The 19,563-nt window shown below is 64.6% G+C and carries 18 protein-coding genes; 1 reads left to right on the top strand and 17 read right to left on the bottom strand.

All coding sequences use genetic code 11. The features are described from left to right. Positions 1–4 precede the first annotated feature (4 nt). The 17 genes from BSY239_RS13420 to BSY239_RS13495 form a co-directional block, all read right to left on the bottom strand. Positions 5–871, bottom strand: coding sequence for an alpha/beta fold hydrolase (locus tag BSY239_RS13420; protein WP_056278160.1), 867 nt, complete (start codon positions 869–871; stop codon positions 5–7). Further along, positions 868–1,563, bottom strand: coding sequence for a transglutaminase-like domain-containing protein (locus BSY239_RS13425; protein ID WP_235501454.1), 696 nt, complete (start codon positions 1,561–1,563; stop codon positions 868–870). Before BSY239_RS13425 ends, BSY239_RS13420 begins: the two co-directional genes overlap by 4 nt. A 13-nt stretch (positions 1,564–1,576) precedes the next feature. Further along, positions 1,577–2,458 carry an SDR family oxidoreductase gene (locus tag BSY239_RS13430; RefSeq protein WP_056278584.1) on the bottom strand — a complete coding sequence of 294 codons (882 nt, stop codon included), beginning with the start codon at positions 2,456–2,458 and terminating at the stop codon, positions 1,577–1,579. A 24-nt stretch (positions 2,459–2,482) separates the two neighbouring features. Further along, positions 2,483–2,917: a PaaI family thioesterase gene (locus BSY239_RS13435; protein ID WP_056278166.1), complete on the bottom strand. Its 435-nt coding sequence runs from the start codon at positions 2,915–2,917 to the stop codon at positions 2,483–2,485. Then, positions 2,914–3,390, bottom strand: coding sequence for a PaaI family thioesterase (locus BSY239_RS13440; protein ID WP_056278169.1), 477 nt, complete (start codon positions 3,388–3,390; stop codon positions 2,914–2,916). Before BSY239_RS13440 ends, BSY239_RS13435 begins: the two co-directional genes overlap by 4 nt. Then, complete coding sequence (locus BSY239_RS13445) at positions 3,387–4,448, bottom strand: MBL fold metallo-hydrolase (protein WP_069047279.1); 1,062 nt, start codon at positions 4,446–4,448, stop codon at positions 3,387–3,389. The genes BSY239_RS13440 and BSY239_RS13445 overlap by 4 nt, the downstream gene beginning before the upstream one ends. A gap of 2 nt (positions 4,449–4,450) precedes the next feature. Next, positions 4,451–5,596: an acyl-CoA dehydrogenase family protein gene (locus tag BSY239_RS13450; protein WP_056278176.1), complete on the bottom strand. Its 1,146-nt coding sequence runs from the start codon at positions 5,594–5,596 to the stop codon at positions 4,451–4,453. After that, positions 5,593–7,617: an ATP-binding protein gene (locus BSY239_RS13455; protein ID WP_069047280.1), complete on the bottom strand. Its 2,025-nt coding sequence runs from the start codon at positions 7,615–7,617 to the stop codon at positions 5,593–5,595. The genes BSY239_RS13450 and BSY239_RS13455 overlap by 4 nt, the downstream gene beginning before the upstream one ends. A gap of 25 nt (positions 7,618–7,642) precedes the next feature. Further along, positions 7,643–8,440: a crotonase/enoyl-CoA hydratase family protein gene (locus BSY239_RS13460; RefSeq protein WP_069047281.1), complete on the bottom strand. Its 798-nt coding sequence runs from the start codon at positions 8,438–8,440 to the stop codon at positions 7,643–7,645. A 10-nt stretch (positions 8,441–8,450) separates the two neighbouring features. Beyond that, positions 8,451–10,046: an acyl-CoA carboxylase subunit beta gene (locus BSY239_RS13465; protein ID WP_069047282.1), complete on the bottom strand. Its 1,596-nt coding sequence runs from the start codon at positions 10,044–10,046 to the stop codon at positions 8,451–8,453. An 82-nt stretch (positions 10,047–10,128) separates the two neighbouring features. After that, entirely contained in the window at positions 10,129–10,326 is a 198-nt protein-coding gene (locus BSY239_RS22945) for an SDR family oxidoreductase (RefSeq protein WP_056278186.1), read from the bottom strand. Positions 10,327–10,376: 50 nt separating this feature from the next. Continuing rightward, positions 10,377–10,490 (bottom strand): hypothetical protein, encoded by a 114-nt coding sequence (locus BSY239_RS22950; protein ID WP_250637255.1) that lies wholly within the window; start codon positions 10,488–10,490, stop codon positions 10,377–10,379. A 173-nt stretch (positions 10,491–10,663) separates the two neighbouring features. Continuing rightward, positions 10,664–11,653: a hydroxymethylglutaryl-CoA lyase gene (locus tag BSY239_RS13475; protein WP_069047283.1), complete on the bottom strand. Its 990-nt coding sequence runs from the start codon at positions 11,651–11,653 to the stop codon at positions 10,664–10,666. A gap of 18 nt (positions 11,654–11,671) precedes the next feature. Next, a complete protein-coding gene (locus BSY239_RS13480; RefSeq protein ID WP_056278193.1) occupies positions 11,672–13,669 on the bottom strand; it encodes an acetyl/propionyl/methylcrotonyl-CoA carboxylase subunit alpha in 1,998 nt (665 codons plus the stop codon). A gap of 66 nt (positions 13,670–13,735) precedes the next feature. Continuing rightward, positions 13,736–15,343, bottom strand: a complete 1,608-nt coding sequence (locus BSY239_RS13485) for a carboxyl transferase domain-containing protein (protein WP_056278196.1) — start codon at positions 15,341–15,343, stop codon at positions 13,736–13,738. A 40-nt stretch (positions 15,344–15,383) separates the two neighbouring features. Next, positions 15,384–16,172 (bottom strand): enoyl-CoA hydratase/isomerase family protein, encoded by a 789-nt coding sequence (locus BSY239_RS13490; RefSeq protein ID WP_056278198.1) that lies wholly within the window; start codon positions 16,170–16,172, stop codon positions 15,384–15,386. Continuing rightward, entirely contained in the window at positions 16,169–17,335 is a 1,167-nt protein-coding gene (locus tag BSY239_RS13495) for an acyl-CoA dehydrogenase family protein (protein ID WP_056278202.1), read from the bottom strand. Before BSY239_RS13495 ends, BSY239_RS13490 begins: the two co-directional genes overlap by 4 nt. Positions 17,336–17,491: 156 nt before the next feature. Here BSY239_RS13495 and BSY239_RS13500 point away from each other — a divergent pair, with 156 nt between their 5' ends. Then, positions 17,492–19,546, top strand: a complete 2,055-nt coding sequence (locus BSY239_RS13500; RefSeq protein ID WP_069047284.1) for an NADPH-dependent 2,4-dienoyl-CoA reductase — start codon at positions 17,492–17,494, stop codon at positions 19,544–19,546. Positions 19,547–19,563: the final 17 nt, after the last annotated feature.

Here is a 19,563-nt window from a genome sequence, read left to right on the forward strand (position 1 = left end):
TGGTTCAGATTTCACCCGACGGGGACTGTGTCGACGGCATCACTTCGTGCAGAAACGCCGCCACGCTGGCGGCGAAGGCGTCGTTGGCATCACCAGCGATCATGTGACCAGCACCCTTCAGATCGATAAAACGCGCCCGCGGCAGGGTTTGCACCAGGGCGCGCGCATCTTCTTCGCTGATGACGTCGCTGCGCTGGCCGCGCAGCAGCAAAGTGGGCGCCTGCAGGCCGCGCAAAGCGCGCTCGTAGCCGTCCGCATCGCGCCGGTGGTTGTGGTTGGCCTCGCTCATCAGTTGCGGGTCCCAATGCCAATTCCAGAGACCTTGCGCATTCATGCGCAGGTTTTTCTTCAGCCCCTCAACCGGTCCTTCCATGGGTCGGCCCCGGTAGGCGGCGATATGCTGGGCGGCCTCTTCAAGTGACGCAAAACCATCGGGCCGAGCCCGCATGAAGCGCACGATGCGCTCGACACCGACTTCTTCCATGCGCGGCGCAATGTCCACCAGCACCAGCGCGTTGATCGGCGGCGCATCGGCGCGGCCCACGGTGGCCATGCTGATGAGGCCACCCAGCGAGGCACCGACCACCGCCAGCGGTGTGCCCAGTTCGCGCCAGATGCAGCACATGGTGTCGGCCAGCGTCTCGATGCGGTAATCGCCATCCTTGGCCCAGGCGCTGTCGCCGTGGCCCGGCAAGTCCAGCGCCACGGTGTACCAACCCGCATCGCCCAGCACCTGTGCCGCCTTGCCCCATGCATGGCGGGTTTGCCCGCCACCGTGCAGCAGCAACACCGTGGGCGCGCCGACTGGGCCATAGACGTCGGCCACCAGAGAGCCACCGGCAAAGCCGGGAAATTCCCGGCGCGTCGTCATGATGACGGCCCCACTTCCTGGGCGAAGTCGGCCCCGCTGTCCGCGGTCTGTCCCCAGTCGGCGAAGGTTTTGTAATGTGCGCGCCAAGAGGCCAGCAGTTCATCGCGCGGCAAGTCGGCGTAAGTGCCGTGGTCGTGCACATACTCCATGTGCCTGCGGCCGCTGACATCGAATTCATGAAAGACCGAATCGGCGCGGCCATCGAATTCCAGTGGATGGATACCGGCCTTCTCGCACAAGGAGCGGTTGAAGGCGGGCGTGGCCTTGAGCCACTGCCCGTCAACCCACAGCTCGGTGTAACCGTGAAAGACGAACAGATCGGTGCCCATCATGTCTTGCAGGCGCTTGCTGCTCAGGTGGTTGCGAACGTCGGCATAGCCCAGCCGTGCCGGCACGCCCAGGACGCGGGCTGCCGCTGCCAGCAGCGCCGCCTTGGGCACGCAAAAGCCACGCCCGGCCTCGATCACGCGACTGCCCTTCAAACCCTCGACCGTGGTGTCAAAGCAGTAGGGGTCGTAGAGAAACTCGTCACGCACGGCGTAATAGAGCTTGACTGCGATCTCGCGCGGCGCCATGGCAGGGTCGGCCACCCGGTGCGCGAACGCGATCACCGCCGAGTGATCGCTGTCCACGTAGCGGCCGGGCGCGAGATAAGCCGACGGATCGTTCGAAGGGGTGATTGGGGTTTGCATAGTCACTTCCATGTCATTGATCCTTGACGCTCAGGCACTTTGGCGGTTCGGCCAGCGCAAAGCCATTGAAGGGTTTGGATCGATCATGAGCCTGCAATTTCCAGGTCGGTCGGGCATTGGGCACGCCACCATCGACCCGAATGCAAGAACCCGTGATGAAAGCCGCCGCCTCGCACAGCAAAAACACAATCGCCGCCGAAATCTCGGCCTCGGTGCCATAACGTTGCAGCGGCACCTTGGTCTTCAGGCTGCGCAGTTCGGCCTGCATCTCGGGGCTGTAGGTATCAAAGCCGCTGCTGGCAATCCAGCCCGGTGCCACGGCGTTGACACGCACGCCGGCGCAGGCCCATTCGCAAGCCGCCGTCTCGGTGAACGACAGCATGCCGGCACGCGCCGCACCGCTGTGCGCCATGGTCGGCATGCCGCCCCAGATGTCGGCGATGATGTTGACAATGGCGCCGCCATGGAACTCCATGGACTGGTTGAAGGCTTCGCGCGCCACCAGGAAGCCGCCGGTGAGGTTGCTGCGCACCACCGCATCCCAGCCCTTCAGGCTGATGTCCTTGACCGGCTGCGGGTACTGGCCACCCGCGTTGTTGACGAGACCATCGATCTTGCCGTGCTGTGCGATCACGTCGGCGATCATGGCCTTGACGCCCGCCTCGTCGCGAATGTCGCAAGCGTGGATACTGGCCCGGCCGCCGGCCTGCGTGATTTCAGCTTGCACAGCTTCCAGCTTCTCGACGCGGCGACCGACAAGCGCGACGCTGGCCCCTAGGTTGGCCAGTTCGTGCGCGGTGCAGCGGCCAATGCCACTGCCACCACCGGTGACGATAACGGTTTGACCAACAAACAGGCCAGGGCGGAACACGGAACGGTAGGTAGATTGAGACATGATGGACATTTCCTTTCTGCACCCTCAGGCTCGCAGCATGAAATTGCCGTGGCCAAGGGCGATGGGCTTATCGGGGCTGGATTGCCATGCCTGGATGCGCAGGTTCGCCACACGCTGGCCCAGCTTGACCATCACGACGTTGGCATAGGTGTCCTGCGGACGGCCCGAGCGCAGGTAATCAATGTTGAAATCGATGGTCTTGGGCAAGTCCCGGCTGTCCATGTGCCACAGCAGGTAGAACAATCCGGCGCATTCCAGAAACCCTCCGGTGGCACCGCCATGCAGAGCCGGCAGCATGGGGTTGCCTATCAGTTTTTCCTGGAAAGGCAAGACGCAGGTGAACTCCTCGCCCTTGACATCAATGCGCAGGTCCAGAAAACGCGCAAAGGGCACCGCCTGGATCACTTCGCTCCAGTCACCCTGGGCGCGCGCATGGTCAATTTGTTCGGTCCATTTCATCGTGGCACATCCTCGTTGCGCAATACCGGTCGCCCGGAAGTAAACATGTAAATGCCGACTGCGGTGGCTATTGGGTCGTCCAACGTGTCGTGGTAAGCGGCGCCACGGACGAACGCCAGTTCTGCAGTCAACTTGTAGCAAACGGCTCCCCCCAGAATCGCCCGCCCGGGCGTCGCGGGCTTGAGGTAGTCGATGCGCAAGTCCAGCGTGGCCATCGGCCGTATCTCCGGCAGCTTGACGAAAATCGCGAATCCGAGCGCGGCGTCGAGCAGCGCAGTGATGACTCCGCCATGCAAAACCCTGGTCTGCGGATCGCCCACCAGTGCTTCCTGGTACTCGACTTTGAGCACGCACCAGTCGGTGTGCACCGCGTGCGGCAGGAAGCCCAGTTCGCGGTTATACGGCGACACATGGGCGAACTTTTGCCATCGCTTGGCGATTTCTTCTTCTTTGATGATGTGTGTTTCTGTCATCTCGACATGTCTCCAGACAAGGTGAGGGTGGGCTCTTCGCTGGCCGCCGTCACCGGATACCAGCGGGTCGCGGCTGGCGTTTCTTCATGGCGCACATGGCCGGCACGCTGCAGCCACAGCAGGTGCGCCAGGGTTTCGCCCATGGCCAGGTAAGCATGCAGCGGGTCGCTCTGCGCGCCATAAACGGCGTAGCCGAGTTCGGTGGCATTCATGCCCCCCTCGCCCAGACGCGCCAAGAACTTGCGCAGTGCCCTCTGGTGGTGCGCCACCAGTCCATGCGCGCGCTCGACCCCGGCGTGGTAGACGCCGTGGTGGGCTGGCAAGACGTACTCGATGTCCAGTCCCGCAATGGTGCGCAGGCTATCCAGGTAACGTGGCAGCGGATCGGTTTCGCCATAGGGCCAGACACCAATGTTGGGTGTGATGCGCTCGAGCAACTGGTCGCCCGTGAGCAGCAATTTCAGCTTGGGCTCGTACAAGCAGATTTGGGCAATGCTGTGTCCACCAAGCACCAGCACGTCGAAAGCATGATCGCCGATGTGCAAGGTCTGGGCGGCTTCGAGCGGCTCGACGCGAGTCGGCACGGCACAGGCCATATTGCTTTGCAACACCCCGCCCACCACCTGATGCGCATCTTCCGGCGCCACCCCATGGCGGCACATGAAGTCGATACAGTAAGCGCGGTCATCGATGCTGACCACGTGCGTCTGCCGCGCCACCGCCACCTCCTCCTCGCGCATCAGGATCGGAGCCCCGGTGCGCTCGTGCAGCCACACCGCCAGCCCGAGGTGGTCGGGGTGGTGGTGCGAGACGATGATGCGCGTCAAGCCAGCCGCCAGCGGGCCTTCCAATGCGCGCAGCCACAAGGCCCGCGCCGCCTCGCAATCGGCACCCGTGTCGAATAGGCACCAACCCTCGCTGTCGCGAATCAGGTAGATGTTGACGTGGTCGATGCCATAGTCCACCGGCAGCGTGAACATCAGGATGCCGGGCAGGACCTCCTTCAGAGGCAGCTCGACCAACCCGTCAATGACTGAAGTAGCTCGAGAGGTGCTCATGTTCACAACCGTTTCGCCACTTCTTCGAGCATGACCTCGGTGGCACCGCCACCGATAGCTTGGACGCGTGCGTCGCGCACCATACGCTCGATCGCGGCCTCGCGCATGTAGCCGAAGCCGCCGTGGAACTGCTGGCAGTCATAGACCACATCGTTGACCAGCTCGCCGCACAGCGCCTTGACCATCGACACCTCCTTGACGCAGTCGCGCCCCTGCGCGTCCAGCCAGGCCGCGTGGTAAACCAACTGGCGGGCCGCCGCCACCTGCGCTGCCCGCATGGCCATGCGCTGGCGAATCGCCTGCTTGTCCCACAGCGTGGCGCCGAAGGCCTTGCGCTCGCGCACATAGGCCAGCGTCAGCTCGATCGCGCGTGCGGCCTCGCCCATCACCTGCGCACCTAGCACCATGCGCTCGTTCTGGAAGTTGCGCATGATCTGGTAGAAGCCCTTGTTCTCTTCGCCCAGCAGGTTGGCGGACGGCACGCGGCAGTCCTCGAACACCAGCTCGGCGGTGTCGCTGCACAGCCAGCCGCTCTTGTTGAGCGCACGCCCGACCCGAAAACCCGGGGTGCCCTTCTCGACGATGAAGATCGAGATACCGCGCGAACCCTTGGCGCTCGGATCGGTCTTGGCGGCGACAAAGTACACGTCGCCATGCACGCCGTTGGTGATGAACATCTTGCTTCCGTTGATGACCCAGTGCTCACCGTCGCGCACCGCGCGTGTGCGGATGCCGGCCACGTCGGAGCCGGCATCGGGCTCGGTGACCGCCACAGCGCAGATCTTCTCGCCACCGATGATGGGCGGCAGGTAGCGTGCGAGCTGCTCTGGCGTGCCAAAGTTGGCCAGGTGCGGCGAGGCCATGTCGGTGTGCACCATCACCGTCACGGCGAAGCCGCCGTAAGTGGAACGGCCGAGTTCTTCGGCCAGGATGGCGCTGTACACGGTGTCGAGTTTCGAGCCGCCGTACTTTTCGTCGTAGCGTATGCCCAGATAGCCCAGTTCGCCCATCTTGCGCAGCAGCGCGCGCGGCACCATGCCCTGATCTTCCCAGAGCGCGGCGTGCGGCACTACTTCCTGCTCGACAAAGCGGCGCAGGTTGTCCCGGAACTGCCGGTGTTGCTCGTCAAAATAAATCGGCTCGTTCATTGCTTTTCCTCGGATTCGATTGTTTCCATGATCGCCAGCACATCACCACCGCGCACCGCGTCGCCGACGCGGCAACGCAGCTCGGCCACACGTCCCGGCGCTACCGCGCTCAGCGTATGCACCATCTTCATAGCTTCCATCTGCACCAGCGTGTCGCCCGCGTTCACACTCATGCCTACACTGACCTGCACCTGCGTCACCAGACCGGGCATGGGGGCGAGCAGGAGATTGCCGCCCGGCTCATCGGCACCCGCCGCGCCCTTGAGTGCGCGCTGCCAGCGATCGAGCCGGCGCCAGGCCCACGTGCCGCTCAGGCCAGAGAGCCACACGCGTTCGCCTTGCTTGGCGTGCTGCTCCACCGCCACCGTGAAGCGAACCGTCAGGCCGTCGCACTGCAACGCCAGGGTGTCGCCGACCAATACCGCCGCCAGGGTCAACTCCCGATCGCCGACGCACACACGCCAGCTGTCAACCTGCGGCGAGACGCTGACTTCATGCACGCAGCGCTGCTCGTCTTCGAGCAGCACCTGTGTGCTGCCAGTGCCACTCCCAGCGCCGGCCGCGCGCCAGGCCCCGAGCGACTGCCAGGCCGAGCGCCCGGCCGTCGCCTGTTTGATCAGCACGCCGTGCACGGCGGCAGCCGCGATGGCCAGCCCATCGTCCGTGCGCGGCTGCCAGCCTGTGGGAAAGGCGCGTTCGATGTAATGTGTGGTGAGTACTTGCGCGAAGTGGTCATGGCGCAGCAGATCGGCCAGAAAACCGAGGTTGCTGTGCACGCCGAGCAGCACCGTGTCGTCCAATGCCGTGGCGAGCCGCCGTGCGGCGGTCGGCCGGTCGTCGGCATGGGCAATTACCTTGGCCAGCATGGAGTCGTAATAAGGCGTAACGTGACTGCCGTTGCGCATGCCGCTGTCGACCCGAACGCCCTCGCCGCGCGGCTCGCGGTAGTCGATCAGGGCGCCGATCTCGGGCGCGAAACCCGCCGCCGGATTCTCCGCGCAGACACGCGCCTCGATCGCGCAGCCGCGCTGCGTCAGGTCCGGCTGGGCGAAGCCGAGCGGCTCACCAGTGGCCACCCGCAGCTGCCATTCGACCAAATCGATACCGACCGTCAACTCGGTCACCGGGTGCTCGACCTGCAGCCGGGTGTTCATTTCCAGGAAGAAGGTGTCGCCGCTGCGGCTGTCGTGGATGAACTCGATGGTGCCGGTGCTGTCGTAGCCGATGGCGTGCCCGATCGTCAGCGCGTGCGAAAACAGGGCCTCGCGCACGGCGGGAGGCAGGTGTGGCGCGGGCGCTTCCTCAATCACTTTCTGGTGGTTGCGCTGGATCGAACATTCGCGCTCGAACAAATGGACCAGATGCCCGTGCTTGTCGCCCAGCAACTGCACTTCGAGGTGGCGTGGCTCGTCGAGGTAGCGTTCCAGCAGCACGCGGTCGTCGCCGAACGAAGCCTTCGCTTCGCGTCGCACGGTATCCAGCGCGGCCGAGAAGTCAGCCGCGCTGCGCACCACCCGCATGCCCTTGCCGCCGCCGCCGGCCGAGGCCTTGATCAGCACCGGGTAGCCGATGCCCCCGGCCGCCGCCTGCAAGACCGCAGAGTCCTGGTCGTCGGCGTGGTAGCCCGGCACCACCGGCACGCCGGCTCCGAGCGCGATGCGCTTGGATTCGATCTTCGAGCCCATGCGCCGAATCGCTTCGCGCGAGGGGCCCACAAAAATGAGCCCGACGGCTTCGCAGGCGTCAATCAGGGCCAGGCTTTCCGACAAAAAGCCGTAGCCCGGATGGATGGCCTGCGCACCGGCGGCACGCGCCGCGGCCACGATGGCAGCGGCATCAAGGTAGCTGCGCGCGGCCTCCGGCGCTCCGATGCGCACGGCCGTATCGCACAGGGCCACGTGCAGCGCCTCGCGGTCGGCGTCGGAATAGACCGCCACCGTGCGCAAGCCCATGCGGCGCGCGGTGCGGGCGATGCGGCAGGCGATCTCCCCGCGATTGGCAATCAGGAGGGTGTTAAACATCAGTCGCACGCCTTCATGCCAACACTCAGACCTGCCGCCACACCGGCAGCCGCTTGCCAAAAAAGGCTGCAATGCCGTCGCGCCCTTCTTCGGTTTCCCAGGCGTCGGCCAGCTTGTCAGCGGTGTAGATCATGTTGGTGGGCAGATCGTGCGCCTGCACATAGGCCACCAGCTTCTTGGTGGCCGCCACCGCGCCGGGCGCGCACTGCAGCAGGTCGGCGAGTTCGCGTTCAATGGCCGCGTCGAGCTGATCGGCCGCCACCACTTCTGAGAGCAGGCCCAGGCGCTGCGCCTCTGCCGCGCTCATGCGGCGCGCCGTCAGAAAGGTGCGCCGGGCGTTGGCTTCACCCATGCGCGCCACAACGTAGGGCGCGATGTTGGCCGGCAGCAGGCCCAGGCGCACCTCGGTCAGCGAGTAGATGCCGGTATCGACCGCGATCGTGATGTCACAGACAGAGATCATGCCGACGCCGCCGCCATACGCGGGGCCATTGATGCGGCCAATGACGGGCATAGGCAGCTCGTTCAGGGCGCGCAGCATGAGCGCCAGATCGCCGCTTTCGCCCACGCGCTCGGTCCGGCTCTTTTTCATGTTGTCCTGCATCCAGCCCAGGTCACCACCGGCGCAAAAGGTCTTGCCGGTGCCGGTGAGCACCACCGCGCGCACGCCCGGCGCTACGGCCAGCCAATCGACGGCACGGCGCAACTCGCTGATCAGGGTGGCGTTGAGCGCGTTATGAGTGTCGGGGCGGTTGAGCGTGAGGCGGGCCACGCCGCGCGCGTCGACGACCAGTTGCAGGGTCTCGTAGGTGGGGGTGTTCATAGAGGTTCTCTTACATGCGGTAAACAGGGGTTGCCGTACTCGGCAACGCACGGCGCGCCGCCAGCGCCAGCGCCAGGCCCAGCACGTCGCGCGAGGCCGAGGGTTCGATCAGACCGTCGTCCCACAGCCGGGAGGTGGCGTAATAGGGATCGCTCTGGCGCGCGTACTGCTCGCGTACCTTGCGTTCGATATCCAGCAGCCGCGCCTCATCAGCCGGGCCGCGCAGGTTAGAGCGCGCCAGCTCGACCATCACGTTGCTGGCAATGTCGGCGCTCATCGTGGCAACTCTGGCACTGGGCCAGGCGAACAGGAATTCGGGCTCAAAGCCGCGGCCGCACATGCCGTAGTTGCCGGCGCCATAAGAGCCGCCAACCACCAACGTGAGCTTGGGCACGCGCGCGCAAGCCATGGCATACACCATCTTGGCGCTGTGCTTGGCAATACCGCCACGCTCGGCCTCGGTGCCAACCATGAAGCCGGGGATGTTCTGCAAAAACAGCAGCGGTACTCCGCGCTGGTTGGCCAGTTCGATGAAATGCGCGCCCTTCAGGGCCGACTCGGACAGCAGCGCGCCGTTGTTGGCGAGGATGGCGACCGGCTGGCCGTGGATCGCGCCAAAGCCGGTCACCAGCGTATCTCCCCACAACGGTTTGAACTCGTGGAAAGCGCTGCCGTCGAGCAGCCGCGCAATGATTTCGCGCGCGTCGTAGGGCTGTTTGGGGTCGACCGGTACGACGCCATCGAGCTCAATCGGGTCGTAACGTGGTGCGCTGGGCGGCAGCGGCGGCACCATGGGCGGCTCGGGCGGCAGGCTGGCGACGATCTGACGCAGCATGGCCAGCGCCTGATGCTCGTCCTCGGCCAGGTGGTCGCTGACACCGGAGACACGGCTGTGCATCTCCGCGCCGCCCAGGGTTTCGCCGTCTACCACTTCGTTGATCGCGATCTTGACGATGGACGGGCCACCCAGATGAATGCGTGCGTTACCGCGCACCATCACCACTTCGTCCGACAGCGCGGGAATGTAGGCGCCGCCCGCGGTGCAACCGCCGAACACGGCCGAGAGCTGCGGCAGGCCAGCCTGCGACATGCGGCACTGGCGGTGGAAGCTGTTGCCGAAGTGGTCCTTGTCGGGAAACACGCGGTCCTGCTCCGGCAAAAAGGCGCCGCCGCAATCCACCAGGTACAGGCAAGGCAGGCGCAGGCGCTGGGCAATCTCCTGCGCCCGTATGTGTTTTTTAACGGTTTCATGGAAGAACGAGCCGCCCTTGACGGTGGCATCGTTGGCAATGAACATGCAGGGCCGCCCGGCCACCATCCCGACGCCGGTGACGATGCCCGCACCCGGCACCTCGTTGCCATACTGATCCCAGGCCGCCAGCGGCGAGAGTTCCAGGAAGGCGCTACCGTCATCGACGATGAAGTCGATGCGCTCGCGCACCAGCAGCTTGCCGCGCTCGCGGTGGCGCTGGATGTGCGCGTCGCGCCCGCCGGTGGCCACCTCGGCCAGGCGTGCGCGCAGAAGAGCGATCTGGCCCGCGTGGTGTGCAAGGTTGTCGCGGAAGCTCGGACCTTGCACATCGACCAGCGTTTGAATCACGGACATCCTGTTTCGTCCTTTGAAGCGCGGTCAGACCGCGGCGTAGCCACCATCGACCACCAACTCGGCACCCATGACGGTGGACGACTCATCGGAGGCCCCGGAACAGCACCACCGCCGACACTTCCTGATGCTGCACCGCCCGCCCAATTGGAGTGGTGCCGAGCAGCGATTTGTGATCGGCCGGATCGCTCAACAAGTCCTTGGTCATCGGCGTCTCGATGGCGCCAAGGTGAACCGAATTGACACGAATATTGAAAGGGGCGAGATAGGGCGCGCTGGCCATACTGAACAGCCGTACCTCGCCCTTGGAAGCCCCATAGGCACAGGGTGCGCCTAACGGCCGTAGATAGACAGGATGTTGATGATCGAGCCACCACCTGCCTGCTTCATCGTCGGCACCCCCGTCCGCGTGCCGAAAAAGGGGTAGCGCACGTTGACGTTGAACATGCGGTCCCACTCCGCCGCGCTGGCGAACGCCCGCCGCGACGGTTTCGCCAATCCCGGCGTTCATGTCCGCGACAGGCAGCTCGCAGTGGACCTGGCCCATGCCCATCGCACTGCCCGTCACAAGAATGACCTTGTCCTGTACTCGACCAATGACCTTCTCCTTGTCATGTGATTCAGCGCACCGCCCCACAAATCTCTTGCATTCGCTGGCCGGCGCGAAATCCCTTGAGCGAGCCGCTGTGCATCACATGGCCCGACAGGGTGCGGCCGATGACGCGTTCGGCCAGAAGGGACGCCTCGATCAGCGCCTCTAAATCGATGCCGGTCTCGATGCCCAGTTCCTGGCACATGAACACCATGTCTTCGGTGCAGATATTGCCGGCCGCGCCACCGTGCGTGTGACCCGCGAACGGACAGCCGCCCAGACCGGCGACCGAACTGTCGAACAGCCGCACGCCCATTTGCAAGGCGGCATAAACGTTGGCACCGCCGACGCCGCGCGTGTCGTGCAGGTGCAGGCCGATCTGAGCCTCCGGCAGGATCGCGCGCACCGCGCCGACGCGGCGCTTGATCTCCTCGGGATTTGCCCAGCCCATGGTGTCGGCCAAGTAGACCGCCGGCAGCGGCACACGCCGGTCGGCGCAGGCATCGACCAGCCAGCGGACCTGATCGGTGAGGACCGACAGCGGCACGGCGCCACCGAGATTGCAGCCAAAGGCCGTGATCACGTAGGCCTTTTCCACCGGAATGCCCAGGGCGATGTAGCGGTCCAGCCAGCCGAGCTGGCGTTCACGCATCTCGGCCACGCTGCAATTGTTGTTGCGCTGCGAAAACGGCTCGGTTGTGTAGAACATCAGCTTGCCGTCCAGATCCACCTGTTCACAGGCGCGCGCCCGCTCGAAGCCGTTGTCGTTGAGCCAAAGCGCCGTGTAGCGGGTACCAGGGCGCTTGATGATGGCGGCGAACAATTCGGACGTGTCGGCCATCTGCGGCACCGCGCGCGCACTGACAAAGGACGCAACCTGGATCTGCCTCAGACCCGAGAGGCTCAAGGCATCAATCAGCGCGGCGCGGTCCGCCAGCGGATAGGTTTTTGGCTCCATCTGGAAGCCCTCGCGCGGTCCCTCCTCATGGAACTCGACGGAGGTAGGCAAGTTGCTCATCGCTTGTACCTCCTTCGATCAAGCCGGGCTGACTTCGGCCAGCACTTGGTGGCGCTCAACCATGTCGCCGACCCGGCAGCGCAGGCTGCTCAGGCTGCCTTCGAATGGCGCCATGACGTGCAGCTCCATCTTCATCGATTCGAGCACGATCACGGTCTGGCCGATGGAAACCTTCTCACCGACCGCCGACTTGACCGCCACCACCTTGCCCATCATTGGCGCGCCCAATTGACCGCTGGCGGCAGCGTCACCGGCGCCCCCCCCCAGATAGGGTCGTGCCGTGAACAAGCTGCTGCCCAACGCGCTGGCGAGCTCGGCCTGCCACGCGTCGCCCCGGATCGTCAGTTCCAGCGCCCGCCCACCACATTGCAGCAGGAAGCGTCCGCCCGCGAGCGGCTGCAGCGTAGCGCGCACCTTTTGCTCGCCAATGACCAGCGCACTGCTGCCCTGGTCATCGCGCATCGAAAACCGCACGGGCCATTCCGCCGCGCCCGCCTTCAACACAAGGACCGGCTGGGGTGCGGCCTGAATCGGCCCACTGCTCAGGCGCCAGCCCGTGAAACCGTCCCAGAGGGTCCAGCAGCCCAGCGCGGACGACTCGGCACGCCGTTGCGCCAGCCAGTGCAGCGCGGCAGCAGCCAGATGCTCAAGAGGCGGCGCGGCGGGAGCCACCACGCCGCGCTGCGCGTGGCGCTCGTCGATCAGGCGGGTGTGAAATGTGGCATCGCGGGTCTCCGGCCATTCCAGCAGTTCATGCAGAAATTCCAGGTTGGTGACCAGGCCGATCACCGTGCTTTCGCGCAATCCGGCCACCAGCGCCCGGCGCGCCGACTCGCGGTCGGGCCCGTGCGCGATGAGCTTGGCGATCATCGAGTCGTAGTGCGGCGAGATTTCGTCGCCACTGTCTACCCCGGACTCGACGCGCACGCCCGCGCGCGAAAAATCGACCACCTGCAACCGCCCGGTAGCCGGCAAAAATCCCGCAGCGGCGTCTTCAGCGCACAGCCTGGCCTCGAAGGCGTGACCGGTGCACCGCACGTCGGCTTGCGCCAGCGGCAGGCTGTCCGTGTCGGCAATGCGCAGTTGCAGTTCGACCAGATCGAGGCCGGTGACTTCTTCGGTCACCGGGTGTTCGACCTGCAAGCGAGGATTGACCTCCAGGAAATAATATTCTTCACCCGTGACGACAAACTCAACCGTGCCCAGGCCGCGGTAATTCACGCCAGAGGCCAGCTTGACCGCATCGGCCAGGATAGCTTCACGCAGACGCGGGCTCAGACCGCTTGACGGCGCTTCTTCGATCACTTTTTGATGGCGTCGCTGCAAGGTGCACTCGCGCTCGAACAGGTGAATGGCGTGGCCCTGGCCGTCACCGGCCACCTGCACCTCCAGGTGGCGCACATGCGGCAGGTAGCGCTCGACGATCAGTTCGCCGTTGCCGAAGGCTTTTTCGGCCTCACGCATGGCACTCTCGATGCGCGACTCCAGCCCCTCCAGCGTCTCGACCACCGCCATGCCACGGCCACCGCCACCAGCCACGGCCTTGAGCAGCACGGGCAGCTTCATACCGCGCACCAGATTCAACACCTCGGCTGGGTCGGTCATGCCGCTTTCGCTGCCGGGAATGACCGGCACGCCGAGACGGGCTGCCTCGCGCTTGGCACTGGCTTTGCCGCCGACGCGCTCGATGGTGTCGGCCCGGGGTCCAATGAAGGTCAAGCCAGCCGCATCCAGTGCGCGCACAAAGGCGGGATTTTCCGAGACAAAACCGTAGCCCGGATGAACGGCGTCGGCGCCCACACGCCGGGCCGCCGCGATGATGGCATCGATGTTCAGATAACTCTCGCTGGGCGCTGCACCCCCGAGTTCGACCGATTCACCGATCTCACGCACATGGCGGGCAAACCGGTCGGCACTGGAGTGCACGGTGGCCACTTCCAGGCCGAGCTTGCGGCAGGTGCGGGCAATGCGGCAGGCGATCTCGCCGCGGTTGGCAATGAGGACTTTCTTAAGCATGCCCAACTCCTGCGGCGAAGTGGGTCATCAAGACGGTGTGGATGCGTTGCATGGCTGGCGTCCTGGTTAAAAACGGAAGACACCGAACGGCGTCGGTTTGGCGGCAGTCCGGGATGCGAGGTCGAGCAGCAGTCCCATGGCGTCGCGTGTTTCCACCGGATCGATGATGCCGTCCACCCACAAATTCGAGGAGAAGTTCGCAGCAGGCTGGAAGTCTTCGTAAATCTTGCGTACCGGCGCCTTGAACGCCTCTTCTTCCTCGGGCGTCCACTCTTTTCCCTCGGTCTTGTTGATCTGTCTGCGCACCAGTGCCATCACCGTGGCGGCCTGATCCGGACCCATGATGGCCGCGCGGCCGGTCGGCCAAGCAAACATCGCGGTCGGGTTGAACGGGCGGCCACACATCGCCAGGTAACCTGCACCGTAAGAGGCGCCCATGATGATGGTGTACTTGGGCACGTTGGCCGAGGCCATCGCCGTGATCATCTTGGCCCCGGCTTTGGCAATGCCAGCCTGCTCGGCGGCGCGCCCGACCATGAAGCCGGTCACGTCGGCCATGAACAGCAGAGGGATGTCTCGCTGGCAGCACAGATCGATGAAGTGCGCCGCCTTCATCGCGCTTTCCGGGAACAGCACGCCCTGGTTGGCCAGGATGCCAACCTCGTGGCCATGGATGCGAGCAAAGCCGGTCAGCAGGGTGTCGCCGTACATCGGCTTGAATTCCTGGAACCGGCTGTCATCGACGAAACGCGCCAGAATCTCGCGCGTGTCGGTCGGGATTTTGGTGTCGCGGCTGATGATGCCGTAAATCTCGCGCGGATCGAAGCGCGGAGGCACCGACGGCTGACGCGTCCAGCGTGGCTTGGGCTGCTCACCCAGGTCCCGTACGATTTCACGCGTGATGGCCAGCGCGTGGCGGTCATCTTCGGCAATATGATCAGTGACACCGCTGACGCTGCAGTGCATCTTGGCGCCGCCCAGCGACTCTGCATCCACCGTCTCGCCGGTGGCGGCAAAGGTCAACTCGGGGCCACCGAGGTACATATAGCCTTGTTCCTTGACAATCACCGCCTCGTCGCACAGCGCCGGGATGTAGGCGCCACCCGCCGTGCAAGGCCCCATCACCACGGCAATCTGCTGGATACCCTCGGCCGACATGCGTACCTGGTTGTTGAAAATGCTGCCGAACTGCCCCACATCGGGAAAGATGTTGGCCATCTCAGGCAGGAAGGCGCCACCGCTGTCCACCAGCGTGATGCAGGGCAAGCGGTGTGCCCAGGCAATTTGCTGCGCCCGCACATGCTTCTTGCAGGTCATGCCGTAGTAGGTGCCACCCTTCACGGTGGCGTCGTTGGCAATGATCATGCACGGACGGCCCTGCACCAGACCGATGCCGGTGATGATGCTGGCACCCGGCGGCACGCCGTCGTACATGCCCTCGCCGGCAAGCATGCCGACCTCTAGGAAAGGCGAACCTGGATCGAGCAGCACTTCGACGCGATGGCGCGGCAGGATCTTGTTGCGCGCCAGGTGTTTTTCCCGCGCTTTCGGGGGGCCTCCGGCCAGCGCCAGTTGGCGACGGCTTTGCAGGTCCGCAATCACGGCCTGGTAGGCTTTTTGGTTGAGCCGAAATTCGTCGTCGGAAGTCGATATGCGGGAGGAAAGGATGGTCATATGTGATTGCGCCTATTCGCGAGACAAAGCATTCAGCCGCTCAGGCCTTGAACACCGGTGTACGGCGTGCCTCGAAGGCCGCCAGACCTTCGCTGACGTCGTCATCGAGCAGAGCCGCGCTGGCCAGGTCTTCCTCAAGCTGGAGACCGACCTCCGACGAACCCTCCATGCCTTGCCGTGCCAAACGTTTCATGGTGGCCATGCCGATGCGGCTGCGCGTGGCGATCTTGCTGCAATACGCCAGCGCCGCTTCACCCAACTGCTCAGGCTCGACCACATAGTTCACCAGCCCCCACTGCTCGGCGGTGGCGGCATCGATCCAGCGCGCCGAAAAGAACAGGTCCAGGCCACGGCGCAGACCCGCAATGCGTGGCATGCGCTGGCTGCCGCCCCACCCGGGAATCAGGCCGAACTGGGCATGCTGGTCGCCAAAGCGCGCGTCCTTGGCCGCAAAGATGATGTCGCAGGCCAGCATCAGTTCGCTGCCACCGGCCAGGGTCAGACCCTGGCAGGCCGCCACCACCGGCAAATCGCTGCGTTCCAGGCGCTTGAGCACGCTGTGACCATAGCTGATGAAGTGCTTGAGCCTGGCTGGATCGCCACGCAGCGACTTCACCTCATCCAGATCGGCGCCGGTGCAGAAGTGCTTGCCTTGCGCCCGGATCAGAATGGCGCGCACACCGGAGTCGGATTTCTCGAATCCGTCGATGGCGGCCTCGATGGCCGCATGAACGGACATCGACAGGCAATTGAATTTTTCGGGGCGGGCTAACTCGATAATTCCAACGGCGCCGGCACGGCTGATCTCCACTGGGGATGTCTGAATCATTTCTTGCTCTCCTTGGCGTACTGCACGGCGGCGCGTCCCACGCGCTCGCGGGCAACGATCAGCTTCATGATTTGCGCCGTTCCGTCGCCGATTTCCAGGCCCATCACGTCGCGCAGGCGCTGCTGGTGAGGCAGGTCCATCGACCAGCCATAGTGCCCAAAGGTCAGCAGGCACTGGTGAATCGCGTCAAAAGCGGTCTTGGGGCCCATCCACTTGACCATGGCCGCTTCCGCGGTGTGCGGCTGACCGGCATCGCGCAGGGCCAGGCCGTGGTAGCAGAGCTGGCGGCAAGCGGCGATCAGGGTCTCGAACTCGACAAGGGGAAAGCTCACGCCCTGGTACTGCGCCAGCGGCGCGCCAAAGGTCTGGCGTTCCTTCACGTATTCCCAGGCTTCGTCGATCGAGGCCTGCGCGGCGGCCACGCACTGCAGCGCGATCAGGATGCGGCTGAAGTCAAAGCCCTGCATCACCTGCGTGAAGCCTTTGCCCTCCTCGCCCAGCCGGTTCTCGACCGGCACCCGCACATCGTCGAAAAACACCGAACCACGGCCGATGATCTTGCTACCAACATCGTTGAAGCGCGTGCGTTGCACGCCGGGCTGATTCAGATCGACCAGGAAGGCGCTGATGCCTCGTGCGACATCCTCGGGCTTTCCGGTGCGTGCGAACAACACCATGGCATCGGCCTGGTCGGCAAAAGTGATGGAGGTTTTCTCGCCGGAAAGCACGTACTCGTCGCCCACGCGACGCGCCTTGAGTTGCAGATTGGCGGCATCCGAGCCGCCCCGTGGTTCGGTCAGACCCAGCGCGACGATGGCCTCGCCCGCCACGATCCGGCTGTTCCAGGTGCGCGCCAGCTCGGGGGACGCATTGGCATGGATGATGGCGCCCATCAGCGAACTGAGCAGCTGCATGTAGCTGACGTTGAAGTCACCATAGGCAATTTCCTCGGTGATCATGCCGGCCGTGACGCCACTGAGGCCCAAGCCGCCATATTCCTCGGGCAGATCAACACCGATCAGACCGAGCGAACCCATTTCCTTGAACAAGGCCCGGTCGATGCCAGGTTGCGATTCGCGCTTCTGGTAATCGGGCCTGAGCTTCTCTCGTGCAAAGCGGCGCGCCACGTCACGCAGCGCAATCTGGTCATCGTCGAACATCATGGGTAAATCTCCTGACTGACTGTTGTCGAAATCGCCGCCTGCATCACACCGTCAATCCGGACGAAGAATTTGAGGTGCTCGCCAATTGCATGGCTGGTCGTTGTCGCATGATATCATCGAACAGGTGTTAGTTAGATTTTTAAAGAGGCGTTCCCCATGTCCACCGAAGCCACTGTTTTCTTTCCGACGCTACTCTCCGTCCTGAAGGTAGGCGCGCACACCCTTCGCAACCGAACGCTGATGGGATCGATGCACACACGTCTGGAGTCGCTGGACCGGTCGATCGACCGGCTGTCCCTGTTCTATGCCGAGCGCGCACGCGGCGGCGCGGGCCTGATTGTCACGGGCGGCTATGCCCCCTGCCAGGATGGCCTGCTGGATGAAACGGGTCCCCTGCTTATCACGACGGCACAAGCCGATGTGCTCAGACCGATCCCTCAGGCGGTGCACGCCGAGGGCGGCAAGATCATTCTGCAAATCCTGCACACAGGGCGCTACGCAAAAGTCGCCAGGCCAGTGGGCGCTTCTGACATCCCCTCCCCGATCAACTCCCGCGCGCCTCGCGCCTTGAGCACGGCCGAAGTCTGGCAAACGGTGGAAGACTATGTACGCTGTGCCGAACTGGCGCAACGCGCCGGCTTCGACGGCGTCGAGATCATGGGCTCGGAGGGCTACCTGCTCAACCAGTTCACCGTCACGCGCACGAACAACCGCAGCGACGAATTTGGCGGCAGCATGGAAAATCGTCATCGCCTGCCGGTGGAGATCGTGCGGCGCACGCGCGAACGCCTGGGGTCGCAGTTTCTGCTCATGTATCGGGTTTCGGCGCTCGATCTGGTCGAGGGCGGTGCCCCGGCTGACGACATCATCCAGCTCGCCCAGGCGGTGCAGGCCGCAGGCGCTGACATCCTCAATACAGGCATCGGCTGGCACGAAGCGCGCATCCCGACCATTGCCTACGTGGTGCCGCGCGCGGCGTGGCGCTTTGCGGCGGCCCGCATCAAACAAGCAGTGACGATTCCTGTCATCGTCTCCAACCGGATCAACACGCCCGATCTGGCCGAAGAAATCCTGGCCAGCGGTGACGCCGATATGGTGTCGATGGCGCGCCCCTTCCTGGCCGATGCCGACTTCGTACGCAAGGCGGCGCAGGGCCGCGCCGATGAGATCAACACCTGCATCGCCTGCAACCAAGCCTGTCTCGACTACATCTTCGCCGACCGCCCCGCCACCTGTCTGGTCAATCCACGCGCCGGGCGCGAGCTGGAGTTCTCGCTGATGCCGTCACGGGCCATGCAGCGCAAGGTGGCGGTGATCGGTGCCGGCGCGGCCGGACTGGCCTGCGCGCTGACTGCGGCGGAACGCGGTCATGCGGTCACCCTGTTCGAGGCTGGACCCGAGATTGGCGGCCAGTTAAACCTGGCCCGGGCCGTGCCGGGCAAGCAGGAGTTCAACGAACTGTTGCGCTATTTCAGGCAAGGCGTGGCTCGGCATGGCGTGACGCTCAGGCTCAACAGCCGGGCGGATGCCCCATCTCTAGCTGCCGGTCACTACGACCGCATCGTGATAGCCACCGGCGTGCGCCCGCGCCTGCCGCAGCTCCTGGGCATGGCTCACCCGAAAGTGATGAGCTATGCCGATCTGCTGTCGGGTCGGGTGCAGGCAGGCCGCCGGGTCGCGGTGATCGGCGCCGGTGGCATCGGTTTCGATGTAGCCACCTTCCTGCTGCATGACGAGCATGAGGGTAATGCTGCCAACGCGCCTCAGGCGCTTGAGCAGTTTTACGCTGAATGGGGCGTCGATACCTCGCCCGCAGCTGCGGGTGGCCTCAAACCGGCACAGCCAATCAGCGCGCCACGCGAAGTCACCCTGTTGCAGAGAAAACCTGAAAAGCCTGGACGCAGTCTGGGTATGTCCACTGGCTGGGCACTCAAGGCCGAGCTGGCGCGGCGCGGCCTGCGCACGCTGCCAGGATGCGTCTATGAACACATCGATGACGCCGGGCTGCACCTGCGCGTCAACGGTGTACCGCAGACGCTGAACGTGGACACCATCGTGATTTGCGCCGGCCAGGACAGCGAGAACGCGCTGGTCGCCGAATTGCGCGCGCTCGGCCTGGCGCCCGATGTCATCGGCGGCGCCGAGCTGGCCGCCGAACTCGACGCCTTGCGCGCCATTGACCAAGGCACACGCCTCGGTCTGGCGATTTGAGTCCACTGGAACACCAC

Origin of the sequence: Hydrogenophaga sp. RAC07 (assembly GCF_001713375.1) — a bacterium.
Taxonomy (GTDB): domain Bacteria; phylum Pseudomonadota; class Gammaproteobacteria; order Burkholderiales; family Burkholderiaceae_C; genus Hydrogenophaga.

Excerpts from the sequence above, each read along its gene's own strand:
- BSY239_RS13450 (WP_056278176.1), bottom strand. The coding sequence starts at position 5,596 with ATGAACGAGCCGATTTATTTTGACGAGCAACACCGGCAGTTCCGGGAC.
- BSY239_RS13465 (WP_069047282.1), bottom strand. The coding sequence starts at position 10,046 with ATGTCCGTGATTCAAACGCTGGTCGATGTGCAAGGTCCGAGCTTCCGC.
- BSY239_RS13495 (WP_056278202.1), bottom strand. The coding sequence starts at position 17,335 with ATGATGTTCGACGATGACCAGATTGCGCTGCGTGACGTGGCGCGCCGC.
- BSY239_RS13485 (WP_056278196.1), bottom strand. The coding sequence starts at position 15,343 with ATGACCATCCTTTCCTCCCGCATATCGACTTCCGACGACGAATTTCGG.
- BSY239_RS22950 (WP_250637255.1), bottom strand. The coding sequence starts at position 10,490 with ATGTTCAACGTCAACGTGCGCTACCCCTTTTTCGGCACGCGGACGGGG.
- BSY239_RS13490 (WP_056278198.1), bottom strand. The coding sequence starts at position 16,172 with ATGATTCAGACATCCCCAGTGGAGATCAGCCGTGCCGGCGCCGTTGGA.
- BSY239_RS13445 (WP_069047279.1), bottom strand. The coding sequence starts at position 4,448 with ATGAGCACCTCTCGAGCTACTTCAGTCATTGACGGGTTGGTCGAGCTG.
- BSY239_RS13435 (WP_056278166.1), bottom strand. The coding sequence starts at position 2,917 with ATGAAATGGACCGAACAAATTGACCATGCGCGCGCCCAGGGTGACTGG.
- BSY239_RS13480 (WP_056278193.1), bottom strand. The coding sequence starts at position 13,669 with ATGCTTAAGAAAGTCCTCATTGCCAACCGCGGCGAGATCGCCTGCCGC.
- BSY239_RS22945 (WP_056278186.1), bottom strand. The coding sequence starts at position 10,326 with ATGGCCAGCGCGCCCTATCTCGCCCCTTTCAATATTCGTGTCAATTCG.
- BSY239_RS13455 (WP_069047280.1), bottom strand. The coding sequence starts at position 7,617 with ATGTTTAACACCCTCCTGATTGCCAATCGCGGGGAGATCGCCTGCCGC.
- BSY239_RS13475 (WP_069047283.1), bottom strand. The coding sequence starts at position 11,653 with ATGAGCAACTTGCCTACCTCCGTCGAGTTCCATGAGGAGGGACCGCGC.
- BSY239_RS13460 (WP_069047281.1), bottom strand. The coding sequence starts at position 8,440 with ATGAACACCCCCACCTACGAGACCCTGCAACTGGTCGTCGACGCGCGC.
- BSY239_RS13430 (WP_056278584.1), bottom strand. The coding sequence starts at position 2,458 with ATGTCTCAATCTACCTACCGTTCCGTGTTCCGCCCTGGCCTGTTTGTT.
- BSY239_RS13420 (WP_056278160.1), bottom strand. The coding sequence starts at position 871 with ATGACGACGCGCCGGGAATTTCCCGGCTTTGCCGGTGGCTCTCTGGTG.
- BSY239_RS13425 (WP_235501454.1), bottom strand. The coding sequence starts at position 1,563 with ATGCAAACCCCAATCACCCCTTCGAACGATCCGTCGGCTTATCTCGCG.
- BSY239_RS13500 (WP_069047284.1), top strand. The coding sequence starts at position 17,492 with ATGTCCACCGAAGCCACTGTTTTCTTTCCGACGCTACTCTCCGTCCTG.
- BSY239_RS13440 (WP_056278169.1), bottom strand. The coding sequence starts at position 3,390 with ATGACAGAAACACACATCATCAAAGAAGAAGAAATCGCCAAGCGATGG.